General features: G+C 43.6%; 19 protein-coding genes. 11 read left to right on the top strand and 8 right to left on the bottom strand.

The genetic code is table 11. The features are described 5' to 3' along the window. A partial coding sequence (locus tag BACCELL_RS14090) for a CPBP family intramembrane glutamic endopeptidase (RefSeq protein WP_007212519.1) occupies window positions 1-501 on the bottom strand: 501 nt, incomplete at its 3' end. Window position 502: 1 nt separating this feature from the next. Further along, window positions 503-1,381, bottom strand: a complete 879-nt coding sequence (locus BACCELL_RS14085) for a prenyltransferase (RefSeq protein WP_007212518.1) — start codon at window positions 1,379-1,381, stop codon at window positions 503-505. Window positions 1,382-1,519: 138 nt separating this feature from the next. Here BACCELL_RS14085 and BACCELL_RS14080 point away from each other — a divergent pair, with 138 nt between their 5' ends. From BACCELL_RS14080 to BACCELL_RS14065, 4 genes are all read left to right on the top strand, one after another. After that, window positions 1,520-2,305, top strand: coding sequence for a Cof-type HAD-IIB family hydrolase (locus tag BACCELL_RS14080; protein ID WP_007212517.1), 786 nt, complete (start codon window positions 1,520-1,522; stop codon window positions 2,303-2,305). A gap of 43 nt (window positions 2,306-2,348) precedes the next feature. Then, the gene (locus BACCELL_RS14075) at window positions 2,349-4,358 is read left to right on the top strand and encodes an AAA family ATPase (RefSeq protein WP_007212516.1); all 2,010 of its coding nucleotides are present in this window, start codon (window positions 2,349-2,351) and stop codon (window positions 4,356-4,358) included. A gap of 73 nt (window positions 4,359-4,431) precedes the next feature. Further along, entirely contained in the window at window positions 4,432-5,046 is a 615-nt protein-coding gene (locus tag BACCELL_RS14070) for an L-threonylcarbamoyladenylate synthase (RefSeq protein ID WP_007212515.1), read from the top strand. Between the two features lie 51 nt (window positions 5,047-5,097). After that, window positions 5,098-6,114, top strand: a complete 1,017-nt coding sequence (locus BACCELL_RS14065) for an AI-2E family transporter (protein WP_007215315.1) — start codon at window positions 5,098-5,100, stop codon at window positions 6,112-6,114. A gap of 165 nt (window positions 6,115-6,279) precedes the next feature. On the opposite strand, the gene BACCELL_RS14060 is transcribed toward BACCELL_RS14065, so the two are convergent. From BACCELL_RS14060 to mnmL, 4 genes are all read right to left on the bottom strand, one after another. Next, on the bottom strand, window positions 6,280-6,918 hold the full coding sequence (locus BACCELL_RS14060; protein ID WP_007212513.1) for a hypothetical protein: 639 nt from the start codon (window positions 6,916-6,918) through the stop codon (window positions 6,280-6,282). 158 nt (window positions 6,919-7,076) lie between these two features. Beyond that, window positions 7,077-7,889 (bottom strand): glucosamine-6-phosphate deaminase, encoded by an 813-nt coding sequence (gene nagB / locus BACCELL_RS14055; RefSeq protein ID WP_007212512.1) that lies wholly within the window; start codon window positions 7,887-7,889, stop codon window positions 7,077-7,079. 52 nt (window positions 7,890-7,941) lie between these two features. After that, entirely contained in the window at window positions 7,942-9,141 is a 1,200-nt protein-coding gene (locus BACCELL_RS14050) for an FprA family A-type flavoprotein (protein WP_007212511.1), read from the bottom strand. A 60-nt stretch (window positions 9,142-9,201) separates the two neighbouring features. Beyond that, the gene (gene mnmL / locus BACCELL_RS14045; RefSeq protein WP_007212510.1) at window positions 9,202-10,131 is read right to left on the bottom strand and encodes a tRNA modification radical SAM protein MnmL/YtqA; all 930 of its coding nucleotides are present in this window, start codon (window positions 10,129-10,131) and stop codon (window positions 9,202-9,204) included. 1,468 nt (window positions 10,132-11,599) lie between these two features. Between mnmL and BACCELL_RS14040 the strand changes: the two genes are divergently transcribed. The 6 genes from BACCELL_RS14040 (at window position 11,600) to BACCELL_RS14015 (ending at window position 19,057) form a co-directional block, all read left to right on the top strand. Next, window positions 11,600-12,559 (top strand): ROK family protein, encoded by a 960-nt coding sequence (locus BACCELL_RS14040; protein ID WP_007212507.1) that lies wholly within the window; start codon window positions 11,600-11,602, stop codon window positions 12,557-12,559. A 33-nt stretch (window positions 12,560-12,592) separates the two neighbouring features. Further along, on the top strand, window positions 12,593-13,738 hold the full coding sequence (locus BACCELL_RS14035) for an MFS transporter (protein WP_007212506.1): 1,146 nt from the start codon (window positions 12,593-12,595) through the stop codon (window positions 13,736-13,738). 35 nt (window positions 13,739-13,773) lie between these two features. Then, entirely contained in the window at window positions 13,774-14,535 is a 762-nt protein-coding gene (locus tag BACCELL_RS14030) for a sugar isomerase domain-containing protein (protein WP_007212505.1), read from the top strand. 159 nt (window positions 14,536-14,694) lie between these two features. Continuing rightward, the gene (locus BACCELL_RS14025; RefSeq protein ID WP_007212504.1) at window positions 14,695-16,905 is read left to right on the top strand and encodes a S9 family peptidase; all 2,211 of its coding nucleotides are present in this window, start codon (window positions 14,695-14,697) and stop codon (window positions 16,903-16,905) included. A gap of 106 nt (window positions 16,906-17,011) precedes the next feature. Continuing rightward, window positions 17,012-17,881 carry a lipoyl synthase gene (gene lipA / locus BACCELL_RS14020; RefSeq protein ID WP_007212503.1) on the top strand — a complete coding sequence of 290 codons (870 nt, stop codon included), beginning with the start codon at window positions 17,012-17,014 and terminating at the stop codon, window positions 17,879-17,881. A gap of 57 nt (window positions 17,882-17,938) precedes the next feature. Beyond that, window positions 17,939-19,057 carry a hypothetical protein gene (locus BACCELL_RS14015; protein WP_007212502.1) on the top strand — a complete coding sequence of 373 codons (1,119 nt, stop codon included), beginning with the start codon at window positions 17,939-17,941 and terminating at the stop codon, window positions 19,055-19,057. Here BACCELL_RS14015 and BACCELL_RS14010 read toward each other — a convergent pair. Together BACCELL_RS14010 and BACCELL_RS14005 are read right to left on the bottom strand one after the other, a co-directional pair. Beyond that, window positions 19,023-19,727, bottom strand: a complete 705-nt coding sequence (locus BACCELL_RS14010; RefSeq protein ID WP_007212501.1) for an SAM-dependent methyltransferase — start codon at window positions 19,725-19,727, stop codon at window positions 19,023-19,025. The genes BACCELL_RS14015 and BACCELL_RS14010 overlap by 35 nt on opposite strands. Before the next feature lie 128 nt (window positions 19,728-19,855). Next, complete coding sequence (locus BACCELL_RS14005; RefSeq protein WP_007212500.1) at window positions 19,856-20,713, bottom strand: enoyl-ACP reductase FabI; 858 nt, start codon at window positions 20,711-20,713, stop codon at window positions 19,856-19,858. 449 nt (window positions 20,714-21,162) lie between these two features. Between BACCELL_RS14005 and BACCELL_RS14000 the strand changes: the two genes are divergently transcribed. Beyond that, window positions 21,163-22,767, top strand: a complete 1,605-nt coding sequence (locus tag BACCELL_RS14000; RefSeq protein ID WP_007212499.1) for a glycoside hydrolase family 28 protein — start codon at window positions 21,163-21,165, stop codon at window positions 22,765-22,767. Window positions 22,768-22,923 lie beyond the last annotated feature (156 nt).

Raw genomic sequence — 22,923 nt, 5'->3', positions numbered from 1 at the left:
CGCCGCCATCACCAGCATAAAGTTGAACGACCAGATATGTACCAATGCATAAACTAATGTTGCCACAATAAAACCGACATTCGGGCTCCAGCGCTTCGAAAGTGCATTCTGCACATATCCCCGCCAGAAGATTTCTTCGGCAGGACCTATCAATATGAGTAGCAATATGGAGAGCAACCAAGGATTTTCACCGGTTTTCATTCCGTAAATCAGTTCCACCTGCGGACGGGCAAAGTCGAAAAGCCAGGCGGAAGCCTTATCTCCCAGCCAAAATACTCCCCACAAAACAACAGCCAATCCCACCCCTCCGGCAATATTCTTCCAATCGAACTTCACATCTTCTATCCACCACTGTGGACGAAGCGCAAAAGCCATATTCATCAACACAATAGCCGAAAAACTCATGGCCGTCCAGAAGTTGAATATTCCGCTTGTCCAGGGAGAAAACATAAAGAACCACAAAAAAGCAGCTATCAATAAAGGAATAATAATTCGTTTCATACTATATCAGGAATGTAACAGTAAACAATAAACTGAACAAGAGTTGCAGTTTCGCCGTCTTTTCATCCAGATTGGATATAACACCAATTCCTTCTTTCGGCAACCGCAACATAGTCCGTGCATTGGCTATTGCAGGCAGAATTCCTACTATCGTCAGTAAAGACCACCACGGAAAATACCCCAACGCTACACAAGCCGCGATCCACAGAAACGGGAAAAGCACCTCGAACATATATAGGAAAATATCCGTCTTCACCCCAAGCCTCATGGCAAGAGTACTAATCCGAGCCCTTACATCCGTACCTATATCACGCGTATTATTAGCGTGCAGGATGGCTACTGTAATCAATCCCACCGGAACGATTATCAACCATACATCAGGCAGGAATTTCCCCATAGTAATATAGGATATACCCAAAGTAGGAAGTATGGCATAAGCTACAAAAATAACGAAATCTCCGAAAGCCCGGTATTTCAGCCACGGATAGAGCAACGAACACAAAGCTCCACAAACACCTATCCACAACAAAGGAAGCCCCGTACGGACTACCAGCCAAAGACCGACCATCACCGCCGGCACCATCAGGCCTATGGCCAGGTTGCGTATCTCCAATGGCATGAATTGTCCGCTTGTCAGGGTCTTCACACCAAATGTATCCACCCTGTCCACTCCCCGTTCAAAGTCAAAATAATCACTCCACGCATTTCCCGAAGCGTGGAAAATAACAATACCGGCCAACGCTAACAGTCCGTTCGCCCATTCTATTACCCCGTATGCCCAATACAAATATGCCAGCGTGACAATCACCGGCATTGCTGATGCCGGAAACGACCAGGGGCGTACAGCTATCAGCCAATCTTTTAAGGAATGCTTCTTCATTTGCGATTTAACTGCGTTCTAAAACAGCTTTTATTATTTTATTAATGTATAATGACTATTTACGATTTCTTTAGGAGACAAAAGTACAAAATATCCTCACTTTTGAGTACTTTTGCAACCAAGTAAAATAGAAATTATATGATTAAAGCCCTGTTTTTTGACATCGACGGCACTTTAGTGAGTTTTAATACCCATGCTATTCCCCCAACCACCATCGAAGCCATCGCCGCTGCCAAAGCCAAAGGCATTCGGATTTTTATCGCTACGGGACGCCCCGCAGTTATCATCAACAACCTTTCTGCCTTGCAGGACCGTGGATTAATAGACGGTTATATAACCATGAACGGCGGATATTGTTTCGTAGGTGAAGAAGTGATTTACAAGAGCGCGATTCCTGCTGCTGACGTACAGACATTGGCACGCATCTCCTCCGAACAGAATTTCCCCTGTATCTTTGTAGGCGAACATGATATCTGCGTCTGCCAGCCGGACGATATGGTGAAAAAGATATTCAACGATTATCTGAAAGTAGATGTGCTTCCCGTAAAGACACCTGAAGAAGCGATTCGCCGGGAAATCTTCCAGATGACACCGTTCATTACACTGGAGCAAGAAAAAGAGATTCTTCCCCAATTGCCGGACTGCGAATCCGGGCGTTGGTTTCCTGCCTTTGCCGATATCACTGCCAAAGGAAATACCAAACAAAAGGGTATCGACGAAATCATCAATCACTTCGGTATTCGCCTGGAAGAAACAATGGCATTTGGCGACGGAGGAAACGATGTAAGTATGCTGCGCCATGCCGCCATCGGAGTAGCAATGGGAAATGCTGTGGACGAAGTGAAGGAACATGCCAATTACATTACAACTTCGGTTGATGAAGATGGAGTAGCCAATGCACTTAAACATTTCTCCATTATATAATCCTCTTTTTAATTACTAATTACCAATTATTAATTACTAAATCTTGTCCCAAACCGTAGATACCAGCAACAAAGAGTTCCAGGATGCTCTGAGTCTCATACAATATACCCGCCAGTCCGTGTTTCTGACCGGAAAGGCGGGTACGGGTAAATCTACCTTTCTGAGATATATTTGCGAGAATATAAAAAAGAAACATGTGGTGTTGGCACCTACCGGTATCGCCGCCATCAATGCCGGTGGCAGCACCCTGCATAGTTTCTTCAAACTACCGTTTCATCCTTTGCTTCCCGACGATCCGAATCTGAGTTTGCAACGCGGACGCATTCACGAATTCTTCAGATACACCAAACCCCAACGAAAACTATTGGAAGAACTGGAACTCATTATTATCGATGAGATTTCCATGGTACGGGCAGATATTATTGACGCCGTAGACCGTATCCTGCGTGTCTACTCACGCAACCTGCGCGAACCTTTTGGTGGGAAACAACTCTTGTTAGTAGGCGATGTTTTCCAGCTCGAACCTGTAGTGAAAGGCGATGAGCGGGAAATCCTGAACCGCTTCTATCCTACTCCTTACTTTTTCTCTGCAAGGGTTTTCAACCAGATAGACCTTGTTTCCATTGAACTTGAAAAGGTCTATCGCCAAACAGACAAAGTCTTTGTCAGCGTTCTGGACCATATTCGCAGCAATACTGCCGGTGCTGCTGACCTGCAACTACTCAATACCCGCTACGGAACCGACATCGAAGAAAATGAGGAAGATATGTATATCACCCTCGCTACGCGCCGCGATAACGTAGATTATATCAATGACCGGAAACTGGCAGAACTGCCCGGAGACGCTGTTACCTTCCGGGGAGAAGTCACTGGCGACTTTCCCGAAAGCAGTCTGCCCACTTCGCGTGAGCTTGTGCTGAAACCGGGTGCACAGGTCATATTTATCAAGAATGATTTCGACCGCCGCTGGGTAAACGGCACTATCGGTGTAGTCAGTGGGTTCGATGAGATAGAAGAAACGCTCTATGTCATCACTGATGATGGGAAAGAATGTGACGTCAAGCCGGAGCACTGGAAAAACATTCGCTATAAATACAACGAAAAGAAAAAAGAAATTGAAGAAGAAGTGTTGGGCACCTTCTCCCAGTTTCCCGTACGATTGGCATGGGCTATCACCGTCCATAAAAGTCAGGGGCTGACCTTTAGTCGTGTAGTCATCGATTTCACCGGCGGTGTATTTGCCGGTGGACAAGCGTACGTCGCTCTCAGCCGCTGCACCTCACTGGAAGGTATTCAACTAAAGAAACCTGTGAATCGGGCTGATATCTTCGTACGCCCGGAAATAGTGAATTTTGCCGAACGCTTCAACAACCGGCAGGCTATAGACCGCGCCCTGAAACAGGCGCAAGCCGACGTAGAATATGCTGCTGCAACCAAAGCATTCGATAAAGGAGATTTCGAAGTCTTCCTCAACCATTTCTTTAAAGCTATACACTCCCGATACGACATAGAAAAGCCTGTTATTCAACGCCTCATCCGTCGCAAGTTAGGGGTTATCAACAAGCTACGAGACAACAACGATCAACTAAAATCCCAAATGGCAGAGCAACAGAAACGGTTGCAAGCCTACGCACGTGAGTATTATCTGATGGGCAATGAGTCCATTACTCTTGCCCATGACTCTCGTGCCGCCATCGCCAACTACGACAAAGCGCTGGAACTTTATCCGGAATATACGGATGCATGGATACGTAAAGGCATCACCCTCTTCAATGACGGCAGATATCTTGAAGCGGAAGAATGCCTGACACGTGCCGTCAAACTACGTCCGGCTGAATTTAAAGCTGTTTACAATCGGGGAAAATTACGTCTGAAACAGCAAGAAACCGAAGGCGCCATAGCCGATCTGGACAAAGCTACCACCCTGAAACCAGAACATGCCGGAGCGCATGAGCTCTTCGGGGACGCCTTGATGCAGGCAGGAAAAGAAGTAGAGGCAGCATTGCAATGGCGACTGGCAGAAGAACTTCGAAAAAAATCATCCAAGAAATAAGCCACACTTATTTGAGAATAAGAAACTTATTCCCTACTTTTGTGTTATTATATATAGACTAATTATCAGCCCTATGCTTCTGAAACTTTACGAAAAGAACAATAATCCACAAGACCTGCAACAGGTAGTGGATATTTTGAATGACGGTGGCCTCATCATCTATCCCACCGATACCATGTATGCCATCGGTTGCCATGGGCTGAAAGAACGTGCCATCGAACGTATCTGCCGTATCAAAGAGATAGATCCGCGCAAGAATAACCTTTCCATTATTTGCTATGATTTAAGTAGCATCAGCGAATATGCAAAGGTAGATAACAATACGTTCAAACTGATGAAACGCAACCTGCCCGGTGCTTTCACTTTCATCCTGAACGGCACTACCCGCCTGCCAAAGATTTTCCGTAATCGAAAAGAAGTAGGTATCCGTATGCCCGACAATGCTATTATCCAGGAAATAGCCCGTATTCTGGACGCTCCCATCATGACTACCACTCTCCCGCACGAAGCGCACGAAGATATAGAATACTGCACTGATCCGGAATTGATCGATGAAAAATTCGGTGATCTTGTCGATCTGGTCATTGACGGTGGTATCGGCGGTACAGAATTTTCTACCATTGTAGACTGCACAAGCGGAGAAATTGAAGTTATTCGCCAGGGAAAGGGCTGGTTGAATGAAGGATAACCAACCAAATGCTCACTTTGTTTGTTTCTTAAGAAAACAGCAAAAAAGTATATGAGTACAAAAGAACAATACTGGAAATATTCACTAATCACTATAATCATCGGGCTGGGTATAATCCTGTTCCTACAGATTACTCCCTTTCTGGGCGGTTTATTGGGTGCACTGACCATCTATATCCTGGTCAGAAGGCAAATGATACATCTGACCGACAAACGGAAAATGAAACGAAGTGTGGCTGCAACTCTTATTACTACCGAAGCTATCCTCTTCTTTCTGGTTCCTTTGGCGCTGGCAGTCTGGCTATTGGTCAGCAAATTGCAGGATATCAACCTCGACCCGCAAAGTATTATTGCCCCGATTGAAAGTGCAGCAAATATCATCAAGGAAAAAACCGGTTACGATGTACTGGGCAAGGATACCACTTCCTTTATTATCTCCGCACTTCCTGCCATAGGGCAATTCGTCATGGGCAGCATCAGTAGCTTTGCAGTCAACCTTTTCGTTTTGGTATTCGTACTTTACTTTATGCTGATAGGCGGACAGCGGATGGAGAAATACATCAGCGAAATACTTCCTTTCAGCGAAGCCAATACAGAGCATGTAGTGCACGACATCAAGATGATTGTACACTCCAATGCCGTCGGTATTCCTTTGCTGGCAATCATACAAGGTGGAGTAGCCATGATCGGTTACTGGTTCTTTGATGTACCGGACATTCTGCTTACAGGATTCCTTACCTGCCTTGCGACGGTCATCCCCATGGTAGGTACAGCATTGGTATGGTTCCCGATTGCCGTTTATATGGCATTATCCGGCGACCTTTTCAATGGTATCGGACTGGCTATATTCGGAACACTGATCATCTCTCAGCTCGATAATCTGATCCGCTTTATCCTGCAAAAGAAAATGGCCGATATACATCCTCTGATCACTATATTCGGAGTCGTTATCGGCCTGTCACTATTCGGATTCATGGGAGTGATCTTCGGACCACTGTTACTGTCACTATTCTTCCTGTTTGTAGATATGTTCAAGAGGGAATATCTGGATGGAAAGAAATTAGACTAAAATTTCGCTGAATACGTATTCGCAATAAAAAGTTGATGTTCCGGAAGCCAGGTTATACCTCCGTCCAGACTCATTTTAATAGTAATATCATGCCGCCCCTTCGTCGTATTGGGATTGGAGAACAGGAGTTCATAGTATAGATAAAGTTAATTGTAAAGATAACATTCAATAATAAAAATCCCATATTTGCCGCCGCAAAGCGTTCTTTCCATCTGCTTCTTCTCCCAACATTCCTTTTTCCTGAAGATAATAAAGCCTTTCTAGCAGGATTACGACTTGTTTTTCACAGATATGTACATCGCAAACTTCTTTAACCCAATCTACAGTTTCCTCAAGAACAGCAACAGAAGAGAGACTGAGTACTTTTTGTTTTTCCGGTTTCCGAAGCATATCAGCCATAAATGACAGAATTTTGGAAACCATTTTTTTACTACGACCATGCAGACGGGATTTGGGGTTCTTTAAACGCAACAGAAAGTATTCTCCAATCCATAAGGAAGCAATAAATGTTTCCGGAGAAGGCTGCTTCAAACCTTTCCAAAATTTAATCAGAAAGACATCTACCTCTTCCAGTATTACATCCGTATCATCGTTTATATAAAATCTGTGGGCAAGACATTCTATTACACATCCCAATTTAGCCACACAAACTCCATTTCTGGTATCACTGACTACTTTTTCCGCCTCCCTTAAAAAAACAAAAGCATTATCCTCTTCTATACGATCGTCATACAACCGAAACTGACGGAACAATGAAAGAGAGCGGCATAGCAAATCGTCGTAAGAGCAATCTATATCATTCATAAACAAACGATTTTATTCATTCAAGGTCATAAAGGTAAGAACGATAAAGATAATATCAAACAAGAGAGGGTGGACAAAATAAAAGAAAATCGCGCAATCCGCTTCGCACCTATTAGCGGAAACGAACTGCGCAAATTACCTTTATATCAGTTGTATGTTTACTTCAGCAAAGAGGCCGGATCCAAGTGGTCAGCTTCTATATCTTTAAAATAGCGGTATGTGCCTACTTTCAGTTCAAAAGTGGCTGCATCATCAGCTACTATGATACCCTTCTCATGCATCTGCAAAGCACTGATGGTCCACATCTGATTGATAGAACCTTCTACTGCATGATAGAGCGCGCGAGCTTTATTATGTCCGTTCACAATAATCATCACTTCTTTGGCGGAAAGCACTGTACCTACACCAACAGTCAATGCCGTTTTGGGCACTTTGTTTACATCATTGTCGAAGAAACGGGAATTGGCGATGATTGTATCAGTCGTCAAAGTCTTCTGACGTGTGCGGGAAGACAGAGAAGAACCCGGTTCATTGAAGGCAATGTGTCCGTCAGGACCAATACCACCCATAAACAGGTCGATACCACCGTAAGACTTGATTTTTTCTTCGTAACGGGCACATTCAGCATCCAGGTCAGCAGCATTCCCGTTCAGGATATTGGTATTCTCCGGTTTGATGTCGATATGGCTGAAGAAGTTGTTCCACATGAAAGAGTAGTAGCTTTCCGGATGTTCTTTGGGCAGACCCACATACTCATCCATATTAAAAGTAACCACGTTCTGGAAGGAAATAATTCCTTTCTTATTCAGGTCTATTAACTCCTTGTACATGCCGAGCGGTGACGAACCGGTAGGGCAACCCAGTACAAACGGTTTTTCAGGCGTCGGATTAGCGGCCTTAATTTTAGCGGCTACGTAATGAGCAGCCCACTTAGATACGGATTGATAATCCGGTTGAATGATTAATCTCATTGTGATTGTTTTTTATCAGGTTAATAAATTAGGGGTATCTTATCAAAAATTACTATTCCCTGTCCTTCTTCAGGCGTTCAGCCATAGAACGTGCCAGGTGTTCGCATTGTTCGTAAGTGATGTCCTTCATCGCTTGCTTCATCTCTACAGGGTCGGCTATAATTTCAAATTTGCTCTTCTCGGCAAACTCAGCCATACGCTTCACCGCAGCGCCTGCCCAAGTGAACGATCCGAAGTAACCCAGATAGCGGCCTTTAACTTCGCGTATCAGTATTTTGGAAAGCAGGGACTCGATATCCGGATAAATCTGATTGCTATAAGTGGGACTACCAATAATCAGACCACGGTATTTGAAGATATCTGCAATGATATAGGAAGGATTGCTTTTGCTGACGTTGTGCATCACGATATTCTTGATGCCCTGTGCAGATAGTTCCGCTGCGATGGCTTCCGCCATTTGCTCTGTATGGCCATACATGGAACCGTAAGCTATCACCACTCCTTCATCGGCAGCATAGCGACTTAGTTTATCGTAAATGCCTATTACTTTACTTATATACTCTGTCCAAACAGGTCCATGGGTAGAGCAGATGGTCGTAATGTGCAATCCTCCCAATTTCTGCAAAGCCTTCTGTACCGGAGAACCGTATTTACCAACGATATTGGAGTAATAGCGCACCATTTCATCCCAATAACGATCCGTATTGATACGGGTATCAAGGAAACCACCATCCAACGTACCGAAACATCCGAAACCATCGCCGGAGAATAGTACGCCTTCTGTTTCGTCAAAAGTCATCATAGTTTCAGGCCAGTGAACCATCGGTGTCAGGTAGAAACGCAGTTTGTGATGTCCCAATGCCAGGAAATCGTCATCTTTCACAACATATTGTTCGCCTGTCACACCATAGTAACCTTCGATCATACCGAAGGTTTGCTTATTACCAACAATGACAATATCGGGATAATGTTGTTTAATGAGGCGGATCGAACCGGAATGGTCGGGCTCCATGTGGTTAATGATGAGATACTGGATAGGACGTTCGCCAATAATACTTTTTATTTTACGAAGATATACTTCGAAATAACAAGCATCTACCGTATCAATCAAAGCCACTGTTTCGTCGTCTATCAGGTAAGAGTTATAAGACACTCCATAAGGTAATGGCCACAAGCCTTCAAACAGGTGCTTGTTACGATCATTGACTCCTACATAGTGTATTTTTCCTTTTATCATAGTCTTCTGGTTCATAAAACTTCTTTATTTAGATTGATTCTACATTCAAACAGCCGCAAAAATAAGTTTTTTTTCTCACATATCATATTTCTTTCCCTGATAAGCTCCGAGCTGACGCATTTTTTTTTGTATTCGATGATTAAATTCATAATTTTTCAGTCCCCAGTCGGGTGCTATTAACAATTCTTTAGGAGACTGTGAGACAAAGCGTTCTAAAACTAAATCAGGGCGCAGATGCTCTATGTAGTCTATTACCAAACCAATATATTCTTCTACCCCGAAAAGGTGGAAGTCTTCGGGATGTTGTTCATATTCATGTGCCATACGGGTACCGCGTATCAACTGCAATTGATGCATTTTGAGAGTTGTAATCGGAAGACGCGACAGCGTAGCGGCCTGTGCAACCAAATCCTCATGCGTTTCACCGGGAAGTCCCAATATAATATGCCCACCGGTAAGAATACCGCAGGCAACAGTCCTTTCCACAGCATCTACCGTATCCTGAAAAGTGTGTCCGCGATTGATTCGGCGGAGTGTGGCATCGTGAGTGCTTTCAATACCATATTCAACCAACAGGAAAGTGTTTTTATTCACTTCTTCCAGATAATGCAGCAAAGTATCCGGCATGCAATCCGGCCGAGTACCAATGACCAGACCGACCACATCGGAAACAGACAGTGCTTCCTCATATTTCCGCTTCAATGCTTCCAATTCACCGTAAGTATTGGTATATGCCTGAAAATAGGCAAGGTATTTCATTTCGGGATACTTATGGGCGAAAAAGACTTTACCCTCTTCCAACTGCTGGGTTACGGATTTTTCCGTACGACAGTATTCGGGATTGAAAGTCTGATTATTGCAATAAGTACAACCACCATACCCTTTCACGCCATCCCGATTCGGGCAGGTGAAACCGGCATTCAGTGATATTTTCTGTACCTTATACGGAAAATAACGTTTCAGGAAAAGCGGAAACTCATTGTATAATATAGGTGCTACATCCATAAAGCTGTTATTTGTTACAAAAATAAGGCTTTTCTTTGAGATAGAGCTTCGATAAAGATACAATATATATAATTTTTATATGAATGCAAAAATGAAGCAAAAAAAAGAATCAGAGTATTTTTCGTTATAAAAGTAGTATTATTCATTTTCACAAATTTAATAACAGTCTATCTATAAATACTTTAAGCTCCCGGGAGGAGAAGGATTGAGATAGTATTATTCATCATTTAGCTCATTGTATATTATTTAATCATTATATTTTTGCATATCTTTTTCACTTCATACGGGATGACAACTCTTCTAATTCCTGAAAAAAGATATTCATGATCGGAAAAAGTATTAGAATCCGTCTCTATTTTTGTAAAGTCAATGGAAAAACCTTATATTCTCTGCTTACAGGAAGTCAAGAGTTTGTAAACAGGAAGTTAACTTCTTGTCGACAAACTCTTAACTTCTTGCCGACAGAAAATGCACTTCTTGTAATTATCTAATAATCAATGATTAAGAATTGGCCTAAAAGAGTTGTTTTGTAATTATAGTTGCCCTGTATTTTATGTGTCCCTTCTGCTTTTCATGTCCCTTCCGCTTTGCATCTCCTTCTGCTTTGCATCCGCTCTTACTTTACGCTTCCCTCTGCTTTGCATCCCCTCTTACTTGCTCTTACATAGCGTTTTCTTTACCTTCAGATGCTTTAATTCTGTGTGCCTACATCTGTGGTTTACGTGCTTCACAATCGTAGGCATACTGCTTCACATATGTGAAGCACTTGAACCACATACGTAGACATGCTAAAACATCGCTTGTCAGCGGAAGAAACATGGAGTGTAAGCAGAAGGAACATGGGTGGTTAGTGAAAGAAATACAGGCCGGATGACGCAAGATTATGACGTGTACTGAACGGACGAAGACGTATATCAAGCAAAAAGCGGCATACCTTCCATGCTTTTCTTCATAAAAAGGCATAAAAATAGCAGATTGCCAAACAGTCATTTTGAGCATCTCACATGACGTATCCAACAGATTATGAGTGATATATATACATATATCACTTGGTGTAGGCAAATTTGCCTACACTTCTTTTTATTTGCTGCCACCACCGCTCTAACCCCGATGAATAAGGCGATGCAAGATATGAGTGCAAGCGTGCATGTAAAAGTATGTGTAAACTTATAGGTAGGCACTTTAAACTCCATTGCTATAACTCACATATCCGCCTAACTATCCCGAGCAAAACGTTAACGAACATAAAATCATTTATTTTACACTGCATTAAAAAAAGTTTCATCTATTGATATTGAGTAAGATAGAATACAAACATCGCATATCAAAACGAATCTATTAAATATATTTTAGTGATCAGCAACATGTTTTACACACATTTCCTTCAATAAATAAACATGGAAAACGAAATTAATTCATAGCTTTGCCTAAAACCTTGATAGATCAACCTATAAATACTATAAATACCATGGCTACCATCGCTCTCGACATAGGCGGCACCAAAATAGCAAGCGCTATATTCCTCCCTGACGGAAGTATGTTGTTCAACCGAAAGCGTCTGCTGAAAGGAAGAACGGGACACGAAGTAGGCAAACTTGCCGCAGAAATCCTTGCTAAACTCCTGACTGTTGCCCGCAGAAGCCGTATCCAGATTGACGGTGTCGGTATATGTGTCCCCGGCATTGTCTATTCGCAGACGGGACGTGTATGGGCCCCGAACATCCCCGGCTGGGAAAACTACCCGCTACAAGAAGTACTCCGTACCGTAACGGCACCGGATATAGAAATCTACATCGACAGCGACCGTACTTGCTATATGTATGGAGAAATGTGGCAGGGAGCAGCCAAAGATTGCCATAGTGCAGTATTCATTGCCGTAGGAACCGGTATAGGTGCAGGAATCATTATCGACGGACACGTGTTGCACGGTGCAAGCGACATCATCGGTGCTACCGGCTGGATGGCACTGCAACCTCCCTATAAAGAAGAATACGATGCCTGCGGTTGTTTCGAATATTATGCCTCGGGAAATGGTATCGGAGCCAGAGTGCGGGATGCAGTCCGTGCAAATAAAGCTTATAAGGGACGCTTACGTCAAAAACCTATCTGCCGCATTTCCGCTTATGATGTATTCAGCGCATACAATGAGGAAGATCCGATTGCAGTTTCCGTACTGCACAAAGCCATAGAAATGTGGGGAATGGCCTCTGCCAACTTTGTCAGCCTGCTGAATCCGCAAAAGATAATCTGGGGTGGAGGTGTATTCGGCCCTGCCGGTATCTTCATAGATGATATCTACAAAGAAGCCTGCAAATGGGCGCAACCGCTCAGTATCAAGCAGGTGGAATTTGTAGCCTCTCAATTGTCCGGTAATGCCGGACTGATAGGAGCTGCTTTTCTCGCTATTAAAAAGCACCTGTACGAGTAATCTGACCACCTTATCATTTTTATTAATAAGAATATGAGTAGTTACAACAAGAATCTGGTTTTCACGGCTGCGTGCATCGGTATGTGCTTCTTTGGCATTTCGATGATCACCCTGGGCTCGGTACTACCGTCCCTCACTACCAAACTGGGTTTGGACAATCTCCAAGCCACCGCACTGGTGACGTTCCTGCCTCTCGGTTTATTGGGAGGCTCCCTGTTGTTCGGCCCTATTGTAGATCGCTTCGGACACAAAGCGTTACTGCTGCTCAGTTGTCTGGTCGTGTTGCTCGGACTGGAAGGAATTGCTTTCTTTACAAGTATCCCATTGTTGCAACTTTCCATTATCGGAATCGGCCTGGGAGGAGGGATTCTGAACGGTGAAACAAATGCTTTAGTAGCTGATATTTCCGACGAAGCGGAGAAAGGTTCACGCCTTAGTCTGTTGGGTGCATTCTATGGCATCGGTGCGCTGGGGATTCCTGTATTACTCAGTTTCCTGTCCGGATATTATTCTTTTGAAATTATACTGCAAGGCACGGGTGTTGTAATGTTGGCAGGTATCCTGTTCTGTCTCGGTGTACGCTTCCCCGCACCCAAACAGCCGCAAGGATTCCCAATCAAAGAAGGGCTGGGGTTATTAAAAGAAAGTAGCTTATTATTACTCAGTTTTATCCTCTTTTTCCAAAGCGGTATCGAAGGTGTATGCAACAACTGGACCACACTCTACCTGGGACAAACCACCAACATCCCCGAAAACCGGGCGCTCATGGCACTGACTTGCATGGTGGCCGGACTGACTGTTGCCCGTCTGTTGCTGGTAGTTCTCTTCAAAAAGATAAAACAGGAAACTGTTCTTCGCGCCAGCCTGATTACGGCCGCAATAGGTTTTGCACTGCTGACTTTTTCACCGGACTTTGCACGTGCTGCCATAGGTATGGTGCTTGTCGGTGCAGGGCTGGCATCTACTTTCCCCGTCATACTCAGCATTGTCGGCAGCCAGTACGCTTCTCTGTCGGGAACGGCATTCAGTGTGGCCCTTGTTATAGCTCTGATCGGACAGACATTACTGAACAGTCTCACGGGAATTATCTCGCAAGGATACAGTATCGTTGTGTATCCTTATATGATGATTGTCTCCCTGCTCATCATGCTTCTATTGTTTAAACGCTCACTCAAATAAAAGAAATTATTTACCCCCTAAAAATCAAAAAAATTATGTTAGCACTTGAATGGTTAAAAAACGCGCATGGCATCATGGAAAAACTGGAAGCCACGCAATTGGAGAATATCAAAAAGGCAGCCACTGCTATGGCAGATTCCATCGAAGCCGGCCGTTGGGTACACACGTTCGGATGTGGTCACGCAACAATTCCCGTTGAAGAAATGTATCCTCGTATCGGTAGTTTTGTAGGTTTTCACCCACTGTGCGAACTTCCGCTGACATTCTTTACACAAATCATCGGCCAAATGGGTATCCATCAATTCCTGTTTCTGGAAAGAACAGAGGGTTACGGACAGGCAATCATGAAGAATTATGATTTCGATTCCAAAGATTGCATCTGGATTTTCTCTCACACAGGGATCAATGCAGTAAACATCGACATGGCACTGGAAGCTAAGAAGCGCGGTATGAAAGTAATCGTTTACGGCTCAGCCGGAGAAACTGGCGACAAAGCAAGCCGTCATTCCAGCGGTAAGAACCTGTTCCAACTTGCCGATATCATAGTGGACTCCTGCGTACCTTTGGTAGATGCTTCCGTGCCTTTGAAGAATCACTTCGACAAGGTGGGACCATTGTCAACCCTGAGTTTCGTTACTATGGTATGGATGACCATCACTACCGTTGCCGAAATTCTGGCAGATCGCGGCGTACATCTGTATATCCATCCGTCACATAACGTACCGGGCGACACAACTGCTCACGAACGCCTGGATGCAGCTATTGCCGAATATCAAAAGAAAGTAAAAATCCTCTAACCAAAAGAAGCCCCAATCATCATTTATGAGTGACGGTAGCCCGCCTCAGCTTTGCCCCCACAAAGCTGGACGGGCTTTTTACAATTAGGAAACATAATTTATCTACACTTTTTCAGTTTTTATCCCTATATTTGCCCTCTAAAGAAATCAAACAGGATTATGAAACAGATAAGTATTGCAATTCTTCTTTGCCTCTGCACATTGGCAGGCTTTGCACAAGGCGGTCAGCCTCTTGATTTAAAAGATATTGTATCAGGTAAATTCCGCGCTGAAAATATTTACGGAGTCATTCCCATTCCCGGAGACGGGGAACACTATTCGCAAATGAATGCGGAAGGAACGCAGATCATCAAATACTCTTTCAAGACAGGAAAACAGGTAGAAGTATTGTTCGATGCTGCTACTGCACGCGAATGTCCGTTTAAGACGTTTGACAGCTACAGTTTTTCACCTGACGGCAGCAAATTGCTTATTGCTACAGAACAGACTCCGATTTATCGCCGCTCTTATACAGCTATACATTATATATATAGTCTGAAGCGAAATGTCAACGGAGAAATCAATAACATAGTAGAAAAGCTTTCAGACGGCGGCCCGCAGCAAGCACCTGTATTTTCACCGGACGGAACAATGGTTGCATTTGTACGGGATAATAATATCTATCTTGTGAAGTTTCTCTACGGAAACAGCGAAAGCCAGGTTACAGAAGACGGCAAACGTAATGCCGTTTTGAACGGTATTCCCGACTGGGTATATGAAGAAGAATTCTCTTTCAACCGTGCTCTGGAGTTCAGTGCCGACAGCAAGATGCTGGCTTATATCCGCTTTGACGAGACGGAAGTACCCTCTTACAGCTTCCCCGTTTTTGCAGGAAGCAATCCCCATATCACAGCTTTTGAGAAGTATCCGGGAGATTATACCTATAAATATCCCAAAACAGGAGAAGCGAATTCAAAGGTCAGTGTACATACCTTCGATATCAAATCGAAAATAACCCGCAAGATGCAGGTGCCCTTGGATGCTGACGGGTACATCCCACGTATCCGTTTCACACAAGATCCTAACAAACTGGCCATTATCACCTTAAACCGCCATCAGAATCGTCTTGACATGTATTTCGGTGATCCGCGTTCTACTGTTTGCAAACAGGTTCTGCGTGACGAAAGTGATGCTTATATCAAAGAAGGCGTATTCGATAATATCATTTTCTATCCGGAAAACTTCAGCTTCGTGAGCGAAAAGAGTGGTTACAATCATCTGTACTGGTACAGCATGGGTGGAAATCTGATTAAACAGGTTACCAGCGGAAACTATGAAGTAAAAGAATTCCTGGGCTGGGACGCTGATGATAACAGTTTCTATTATATCAGTAATGAGGAAAGCCCGCTGCGCCAGGCCGTATACCAAATTGACCGCAAGGGAAAGAAAACCAAACTTTCTTCTCAACCGGGTCTCAACAGTGCACAGTTCAGTACGAACATGAAATACTACATGAATCGTTATTCAAACCTGAATACTCCCACTGTCATTACTCTAAATGATAATACAGGTAAAGTATTGAGTACGCTTGTTACGAATGATAATCTGAAACAGACTTTGTCCAAATACAGTGTACCCCAGAAAGAGTTCTTCACTTTCAAGACCGGAGATGGTGTAAGTCTGAACGGTTGGATGATGAAGCCTGTGAATTTCTCCGCATCCAAGAAATACCCTGTACTTCTGTATCAATACAGCGGACCCGGTTCACAACAGGTACTGGACACATGGAGCATCAGTTGGGAAACCTATATGGCCAGTCGTGGTTTTATCGTGGTCTGTGTAGACGGACGTGGAACCGGCGGACGTGGTGCAGACTTCGAAAAATGCACTTATCTGAATCTTGGCGTGAAAGAGGCGAAAGACCAGGTTGCAACAGCCCAATATATGGGTAGCCAGCCGTATGTAGACAAAAACCGTATCGGTATCTGGGGCTGGAGTTATGGCGGATACATGACCATCATGAGTATGAGTGAGGGAACGCCCGTATTCAAGGCCGGAGTTGCAGTAGCAGCCGTCACTGACTGGAATTACTACGACACAATTTATGGCGAACGCTTCATGCGCACTCCCAAAGAGAATGCTGAAGGATATAAAGGCTCTTCCGCTTTCACCCGGGCAGACAAATTGCATGGCAATTTATTGCTGGTACATGGAATGGCGGATGACAATGTTCATTTCCAAAACTGTGCAGAATATGCAGAACATCTGGTACAGTTGAACAAGCAATTCGATATGCAACTCTATACAAACCGCAACCACGGTATCTATGGCGGAAACACCCGTTATCACCTGTATACGAAGTTGACGAATTTCTTTGAAAAAAATCTTTAAGATCATAAAGTTCACCACAGATTACACGGATTAACACAGATAAAAAAGAGAAATAAAGAAATCTGTGTTAATCTGTGTAATCTGTGGTGAACAATAAATCAATATCATGAAAGACAGAATACGCAAACCCGAATGGCTCAAAATAAGTATTGGAGCCAATGAACGGTATACCGAAACCAAACGTATAGTTGAATCTCACTGCCTGCATACCATTTGCAGTAGCGGACGTTGCCCTAATATGGGAGAATGTTGGGGTAAAGGTACTGCCACCTTCATGATAGGCGGTGACATCTGTACCCGTTGCTGCAAATTCTGTAATACACAGACAGGCAAACCGCTTCCATTAGATATGGAAGAGCCTACCCATGTAGCGGAATCCATAGCCTTGATGAAACTATCCCATGCTGTCATTACCTCCGTAGACCGGGATGATCTACCGGATCTCGGCGCTGCACATTGGGCATGCACCATACGCGAAATCAAACGCCTCAATCCGGAAACTACCATCGAGGTTCTGATCCCCGACTTTCAAGGAAGAAAAAAATTAGTATCCCAGGTTATTGAAGCACAACCGGAAATTATCTCCCACAATATGGAAACGGTGAAACGCATCACTCCACTGGTACGTAGTGCAGCCCGCTACGAAACAAGTCTGGAAGTAATACGCCAGATAGCCGACAGCGGAATCACAGCAAAATCAGGAATCATGGTAGGATTAGGCGAAACTCCGGAAGAAGTGGAAGAACTGATGGATGACTTGCGCCGTGCAGGATGTCAAATCCTGACCATCGGACAGTACTTGCAACCTTCACATAAACATTATCCTGTGGCAGAATACGTTACTCCCGCACAATTCGCTTCTTACAAAGAAACCGGTCTGGCAAAAGGATTCGATCAGGTAGAAAGTGCACCTTTGGTGCGTTCTTCTTATCATGCCGAAAAACAGGTACAGTTTTACAAAAAAGAAACGAAGTAAAAACCAATTGCTCTACTTATTTGTTATCTATGAGATAACGACAGAATAAAGTTTGCAATGTCAAAAAGAGGAGTTCTATCATCTAAGTTTAATATGTCTTTGGGATTTATCCCGGTTATCGTATCTATTATATTGTGCGAATTTATAACCCAAGACATTTCCATCTACATTGGTGCAGGTGTAGGGGCCCTTTATAGTTTATATACCTTATGGGGAAAAGGAGCAAGAATCCCCAACTTCCTACTTTATTGCACTACCGGAATGCTCTTGCTTTTGAGTCTGACCACTTTAATCTTCGGTGATTGCAGTTCCCGCGAAATGTTTCCACTGACATTGGAGATCAGTACGCTCATACCCGTAGTCATTATCTTCCTGAACAGGAAAAGATTTCTCGCTCACCAGATTTCCCAGTCACAGAAATGTTGCAAACAACTTTTTGCGCAAGGGGCAGAGTCTGCCATTGTAACAACACGGGTAGTTGTCATCATCGCTTTTCTTCATTTCCTGGGAGTCTTCATCACAATTCTGTTACCCGGTCCCTTAAGTGAAACTTCCAGAGATGTTTTATTCCGGTATTGTCCGCCAGCTGTATTTATTCTGAGTATATTATTCAATCAGTTCGGAATCCTCTATTTCAATCAAGTGATGGAGCACACAGCTTTCGTGCCCATTGTTAATACCAAAGGGGATGTGATCGGCAGAAGCCTGGCAGTGGATGCTATCAACAAGAAAAATGAATATATCAATCCGGTAGTCCGTATCGCTATATCTCACAACGGTATGTTGTATCTTCGTCCACGCCCCCAACGCTGTATTCTCGACCGGGGGAAGACTGATATACCCATGGAATGTTACCTTTTATATGGAGAAACTCTGGAACAAGGCATCGTCCGGCTTGTGAGACAAGCTTTTCCACAAGCACCAATACAAGATTTACAGTTCAATATCATGTATCACTTTGAGAATAAAGTGACGAACCGGCTGATCTATCTTTTCATTCTTGATGTAGAAGACGACAATCTTCTACGTGACAAGCAGGTAAAAGACGGAAAGCTTTGGACTTTCCAGCAAATAGAGCATAATTTAGGCAAGAACTTTTTCAGCTGCTGCTTTGAAAACGAATATGAGCACCTGAAAGATGTTATTTGTACAAGAGAAAAATACAAGGAATTTTAGAAAGATCGGGCACTTTTCCCTGCCACTCCTTCACTGTCTTGGTTTTGATATATTCTCCCTCACACGTAATGTTCGCAGCAATACAGAGTTTGGTTTGCGGACGACAATTTTGCAAGATGTCTTCCACCATTTTATTATTACGGTAAGGTGTTTCAATGAATAGTTGAGTCTGGTGTTCGGCATAAACCCGCTGCTCCAGAGTCCTTATTTTTTTGGCACGCTCGCCCGGCTCAATAGGAAGGTAACCGTGGAAAGCAAAACTTTGCCCGTTGAAGCCTGAACCCATGACAGAAAGAATAATTGAAGAAGGTCCCACCAAGGGCACTACTTTCAGATTCTTCCGTTGAGCAATCGCCACTACATCCGCTCCCGGGTCAGCGACTGCCGGACAGCCGGCTTCGGAAATCACTCCCATAGACAATCCCGCCATCAACGGTTTCAGATATCCCGAAATATCTTCAGGTGATGTATGCTTGTTCAGCGGGTAAAAAGTCAGTGTATCAATATCTATTTCCCGGTCCACCTTCTTCAGAAAGCGGCGTGCAGAACGCACATCCTCTACTATGAAGTGACTAATCCCAAGTATGATCTCCTTATTATAAGAAGGCAACACCGTTTCAATCGGTGTATCACCCAAAGTGACGGGCAAAAGATAAAGAGCTGTTTCCACGTTGATAAGTGATAAGTTATTAGTGATAAGTGATAAATGAAAAAAGTTAGTGATGAGCGGTTCATTTTGCTATGCCATTATACTGCATAGCCACTAATCACTCATCACTAACCGTTAATCACTATATATTACCCATAGATAATGTTTCCATTCTCATCCATATATTCATCCAGTCCTTTTTCGTAAGTAGCCATGGCACGCAAGCTCATACCCACGCTGGAGAAACCACCGTCATGGAATAAGTTCTGCATGGTTACCTTACGGGTCAGGTCGGAGAACATTACGATGCAATAATCAGCACATTCGTCAGCTGAAGCATTGCCCAGCGGAGACATGCGGTTGGCAAAATCGAACAGCTTATCCATCCCCTTCACACCGGAACCGGCAGTAGTCATAGTCGGAGACTGTGAAATGGTATTGACACGTACATTATGTTCGCGGCCATAGATATAACCGAAGCTACGTGCAATGGATTCCAGCAAAGCTTTTGCATCTGCCATATCATTGTATCCATAGAATGTACGTTGTGCAGCCACATAACTCAATGCAAGGATTGAACCGTAATCGGCAATTGCATTCAGCTTTTTGGCAGCCTGTATCATCTTATGGAAAGACACTGCGGAAATATCGAGCGTCTTGCCCAGCATATCATAATCTAAATCATCATATGTACGTTTCTTGCGAACATTCGGAGACATACCAATGGAGTGAAGCACAAAGTCAATCGGTCCGCCCAAAACTTCCATGGAGCGCTTGAATACATTTTCCAAATCTTCTACGCTGGTTGCGTCAGCGGGGATAACTTCGCATTTCAATTTATCTGCCAGTGCGGAAACTTCGCCCATGCGAACTGCTACCGGAGTGTTTGATAAGGTGATCGTTGCACCTTCTTCTACTGCTTTTTCAGCTACTTTCCAGGCAATGGACTGCTCATTCAGAGCACCGAAAATAATGCCTCTTTTTCCTTTCAACAAATTGTAACTCATACCTATAATATTAAAGTTGACGGGTATCTAATAAACAAGTCAACAAGGAAATTGCTCTTATTGTTCGCCTCCTCATCAACTTGCATCTTATCACCACGTTTACTATTTTGAGGCTGCAAAGATATGAACTTTCTGCATAAAAAGCCCGTAAGTGTGCAAAGAAAAGGACAAAACCACAAAAAATCCACCTAAACCAACAAATTGTGCACATGGTTTTAGCTAAAGCCCGATACATTTGCAACCGGTAATTAAGAGGTTTTTTCATAATATTTATTTAAGGTTAGAATTAGGTTAACATGAATCATTTATTATTTCTTTCGCAGGCCACTCGGGAGAGCCGCTTGCGGGAGGATAATAAAAAAGGAAAGAAAATGAGAAGTTGAAGAAGCCTGTTAGTTAACAACGAATAACTGATAACTAATAACTTATAACTAAATATAGTATCACGGATGAACACATTTATCAAAAAACTATGGGTGCTTGTTGCACTGGCCCTTCCGTTGTTACCTGCACAAAGTACGGTAAATGCCCAAAACGGAAATTATATAGATGAAAGTATCTATGAGAATTTACCCTTCAATATGCCGAAAGTGGAACAACCCGCTTTTCCGGATTATACAGTCAATATTGTAGATTTTGGCGCTAAAGGAGATGGTATCGTACTGAATACCAAAGCTATCAACGACGCTATAAAGGCAGTAAATGCCAAAGGTGGCGGTAAAGTAATTATTCCCGAAGGCTTGTGGCTGACCGGCCCTATCGAGTTGCTGAGCAACGTCAATCTATATACTGAAATGAACGCCCTGGTGTTGTTCACAGATGATTTCGAGGCTTATCCTATTATTAAAACATCTTTTGAGGGTTTGGATACGCGCCGTTGCCAATCTCCTATTTCAGCATGGAATGCTGAGAATATAGCGATTACGGGACATGGTGTATTCGATGGTTCAGGTGATAGCTGGCGTCCGGTAAAAAAAGGCAAACTGACTGCGGGCCAATGGAGTAGCCTGGTAAGTTCAGGAGGTGTAGTCGATGCATCCGGTAGCATCTGGTATCCCACTGCCGGTGCACTGAAAGGCGCTATGGCTACTAAAGATTTCAATAACCCGGAAGGCATTAATACGGATGAGGAGTGGAATGAAATCCGCCCGTGGTTGCGTCCCGTATTGCTGAATATCGTTAAGAGTAAAAAAGTATTATTGGAAGGTGTAACTTTCAAGAACTCTCCCAGCTGGTGCCTGCACCCGTTGTCATGCGAGCATATCACGATTCACAATGTGAAAGTTTTCAACCCCTGGTACTCCCAGAATGGTGATGCACTGGACTTGGAATCTTGCAAGAACGCGTTGATTGTCAACAATATATTCGATGCCGGTGACGATGCTATCTGTATCAAATCGGGAAAAGATGAAGACGGTCGCAGACGCGGCGAACCTTGCCAGAATGTGATTGTAAAAAATAACACCGTATTGCACGGCCACGGTGGTTTCGTAGTAGGTAGCGAAATGTCGGGTGGCGTAAAGAACGTCTATGTAACCGACTGTACTTTCCTGGGTACGGATGTAGGTTTACGCTTCAAGAGTACCCGCGGACGTGGCGGTGTAGTAGAAGGTATCTATATTCACAACATCAATATGATTGATATCCCGCACGAAGCCTTGCTGTTCGACTTGTTCTATGGCGGTAAAGGTGCCGGTGAAGAAACGGAAGATGACTTGGAAGGCAGAATGAAATCATCCGTTCCTCCTGTAACGGAAAAAACTCCCGCTTTCCGTGATATTCACATCACAAATGTGACTTGCAGAAGCGTAGGACGTGCCATGTTCTTCAATGGACTGCCTGAAATGCCTATCCGTAATGTACACGTAAAGGATGTAGTTATTACGGACGCCAAGCAAGGTATCGTTATCAGCCAGGCTGAGAATGTTTCTATAGAGAACGTGAAGATAGATACCAAAGGCACAGCATTGCAGGTGAAGCAAGCCAAAGACCTGAAAGTAAACGGGAAAACTTATAATAATTCGGCAACCAAAGCTTTGAATATCGATTTATAAGGTATATAATACCGCTGGTGTATGAAGAAAAAAGTAATCATACTGATCGCTCTGTGTTGTCTGTTTATCCAAGCAGCACAGAGCGATACTCTTTCCATAACAGACCTTCGCACGGAACAACTGACTAATCCTTTAGGTCTGGATACCCCTCAACCG

This window comes from Bacteroides cellulosilyticus DSM 14838, from assembly GCF_000158035.1.
GTDB classification, from domain to species: Bacteria; Bacteroidota; Bacteroidia; order Bacteroidales; family Bacteroidaceae; genus Bacteroides; species Bacteroides cellulosilyticus.
The sequence above is the reverse complement of the archived record's forward strand: the minus strand, read 5'-3'. Positions and strand labels throughout refer to the sequence as shown.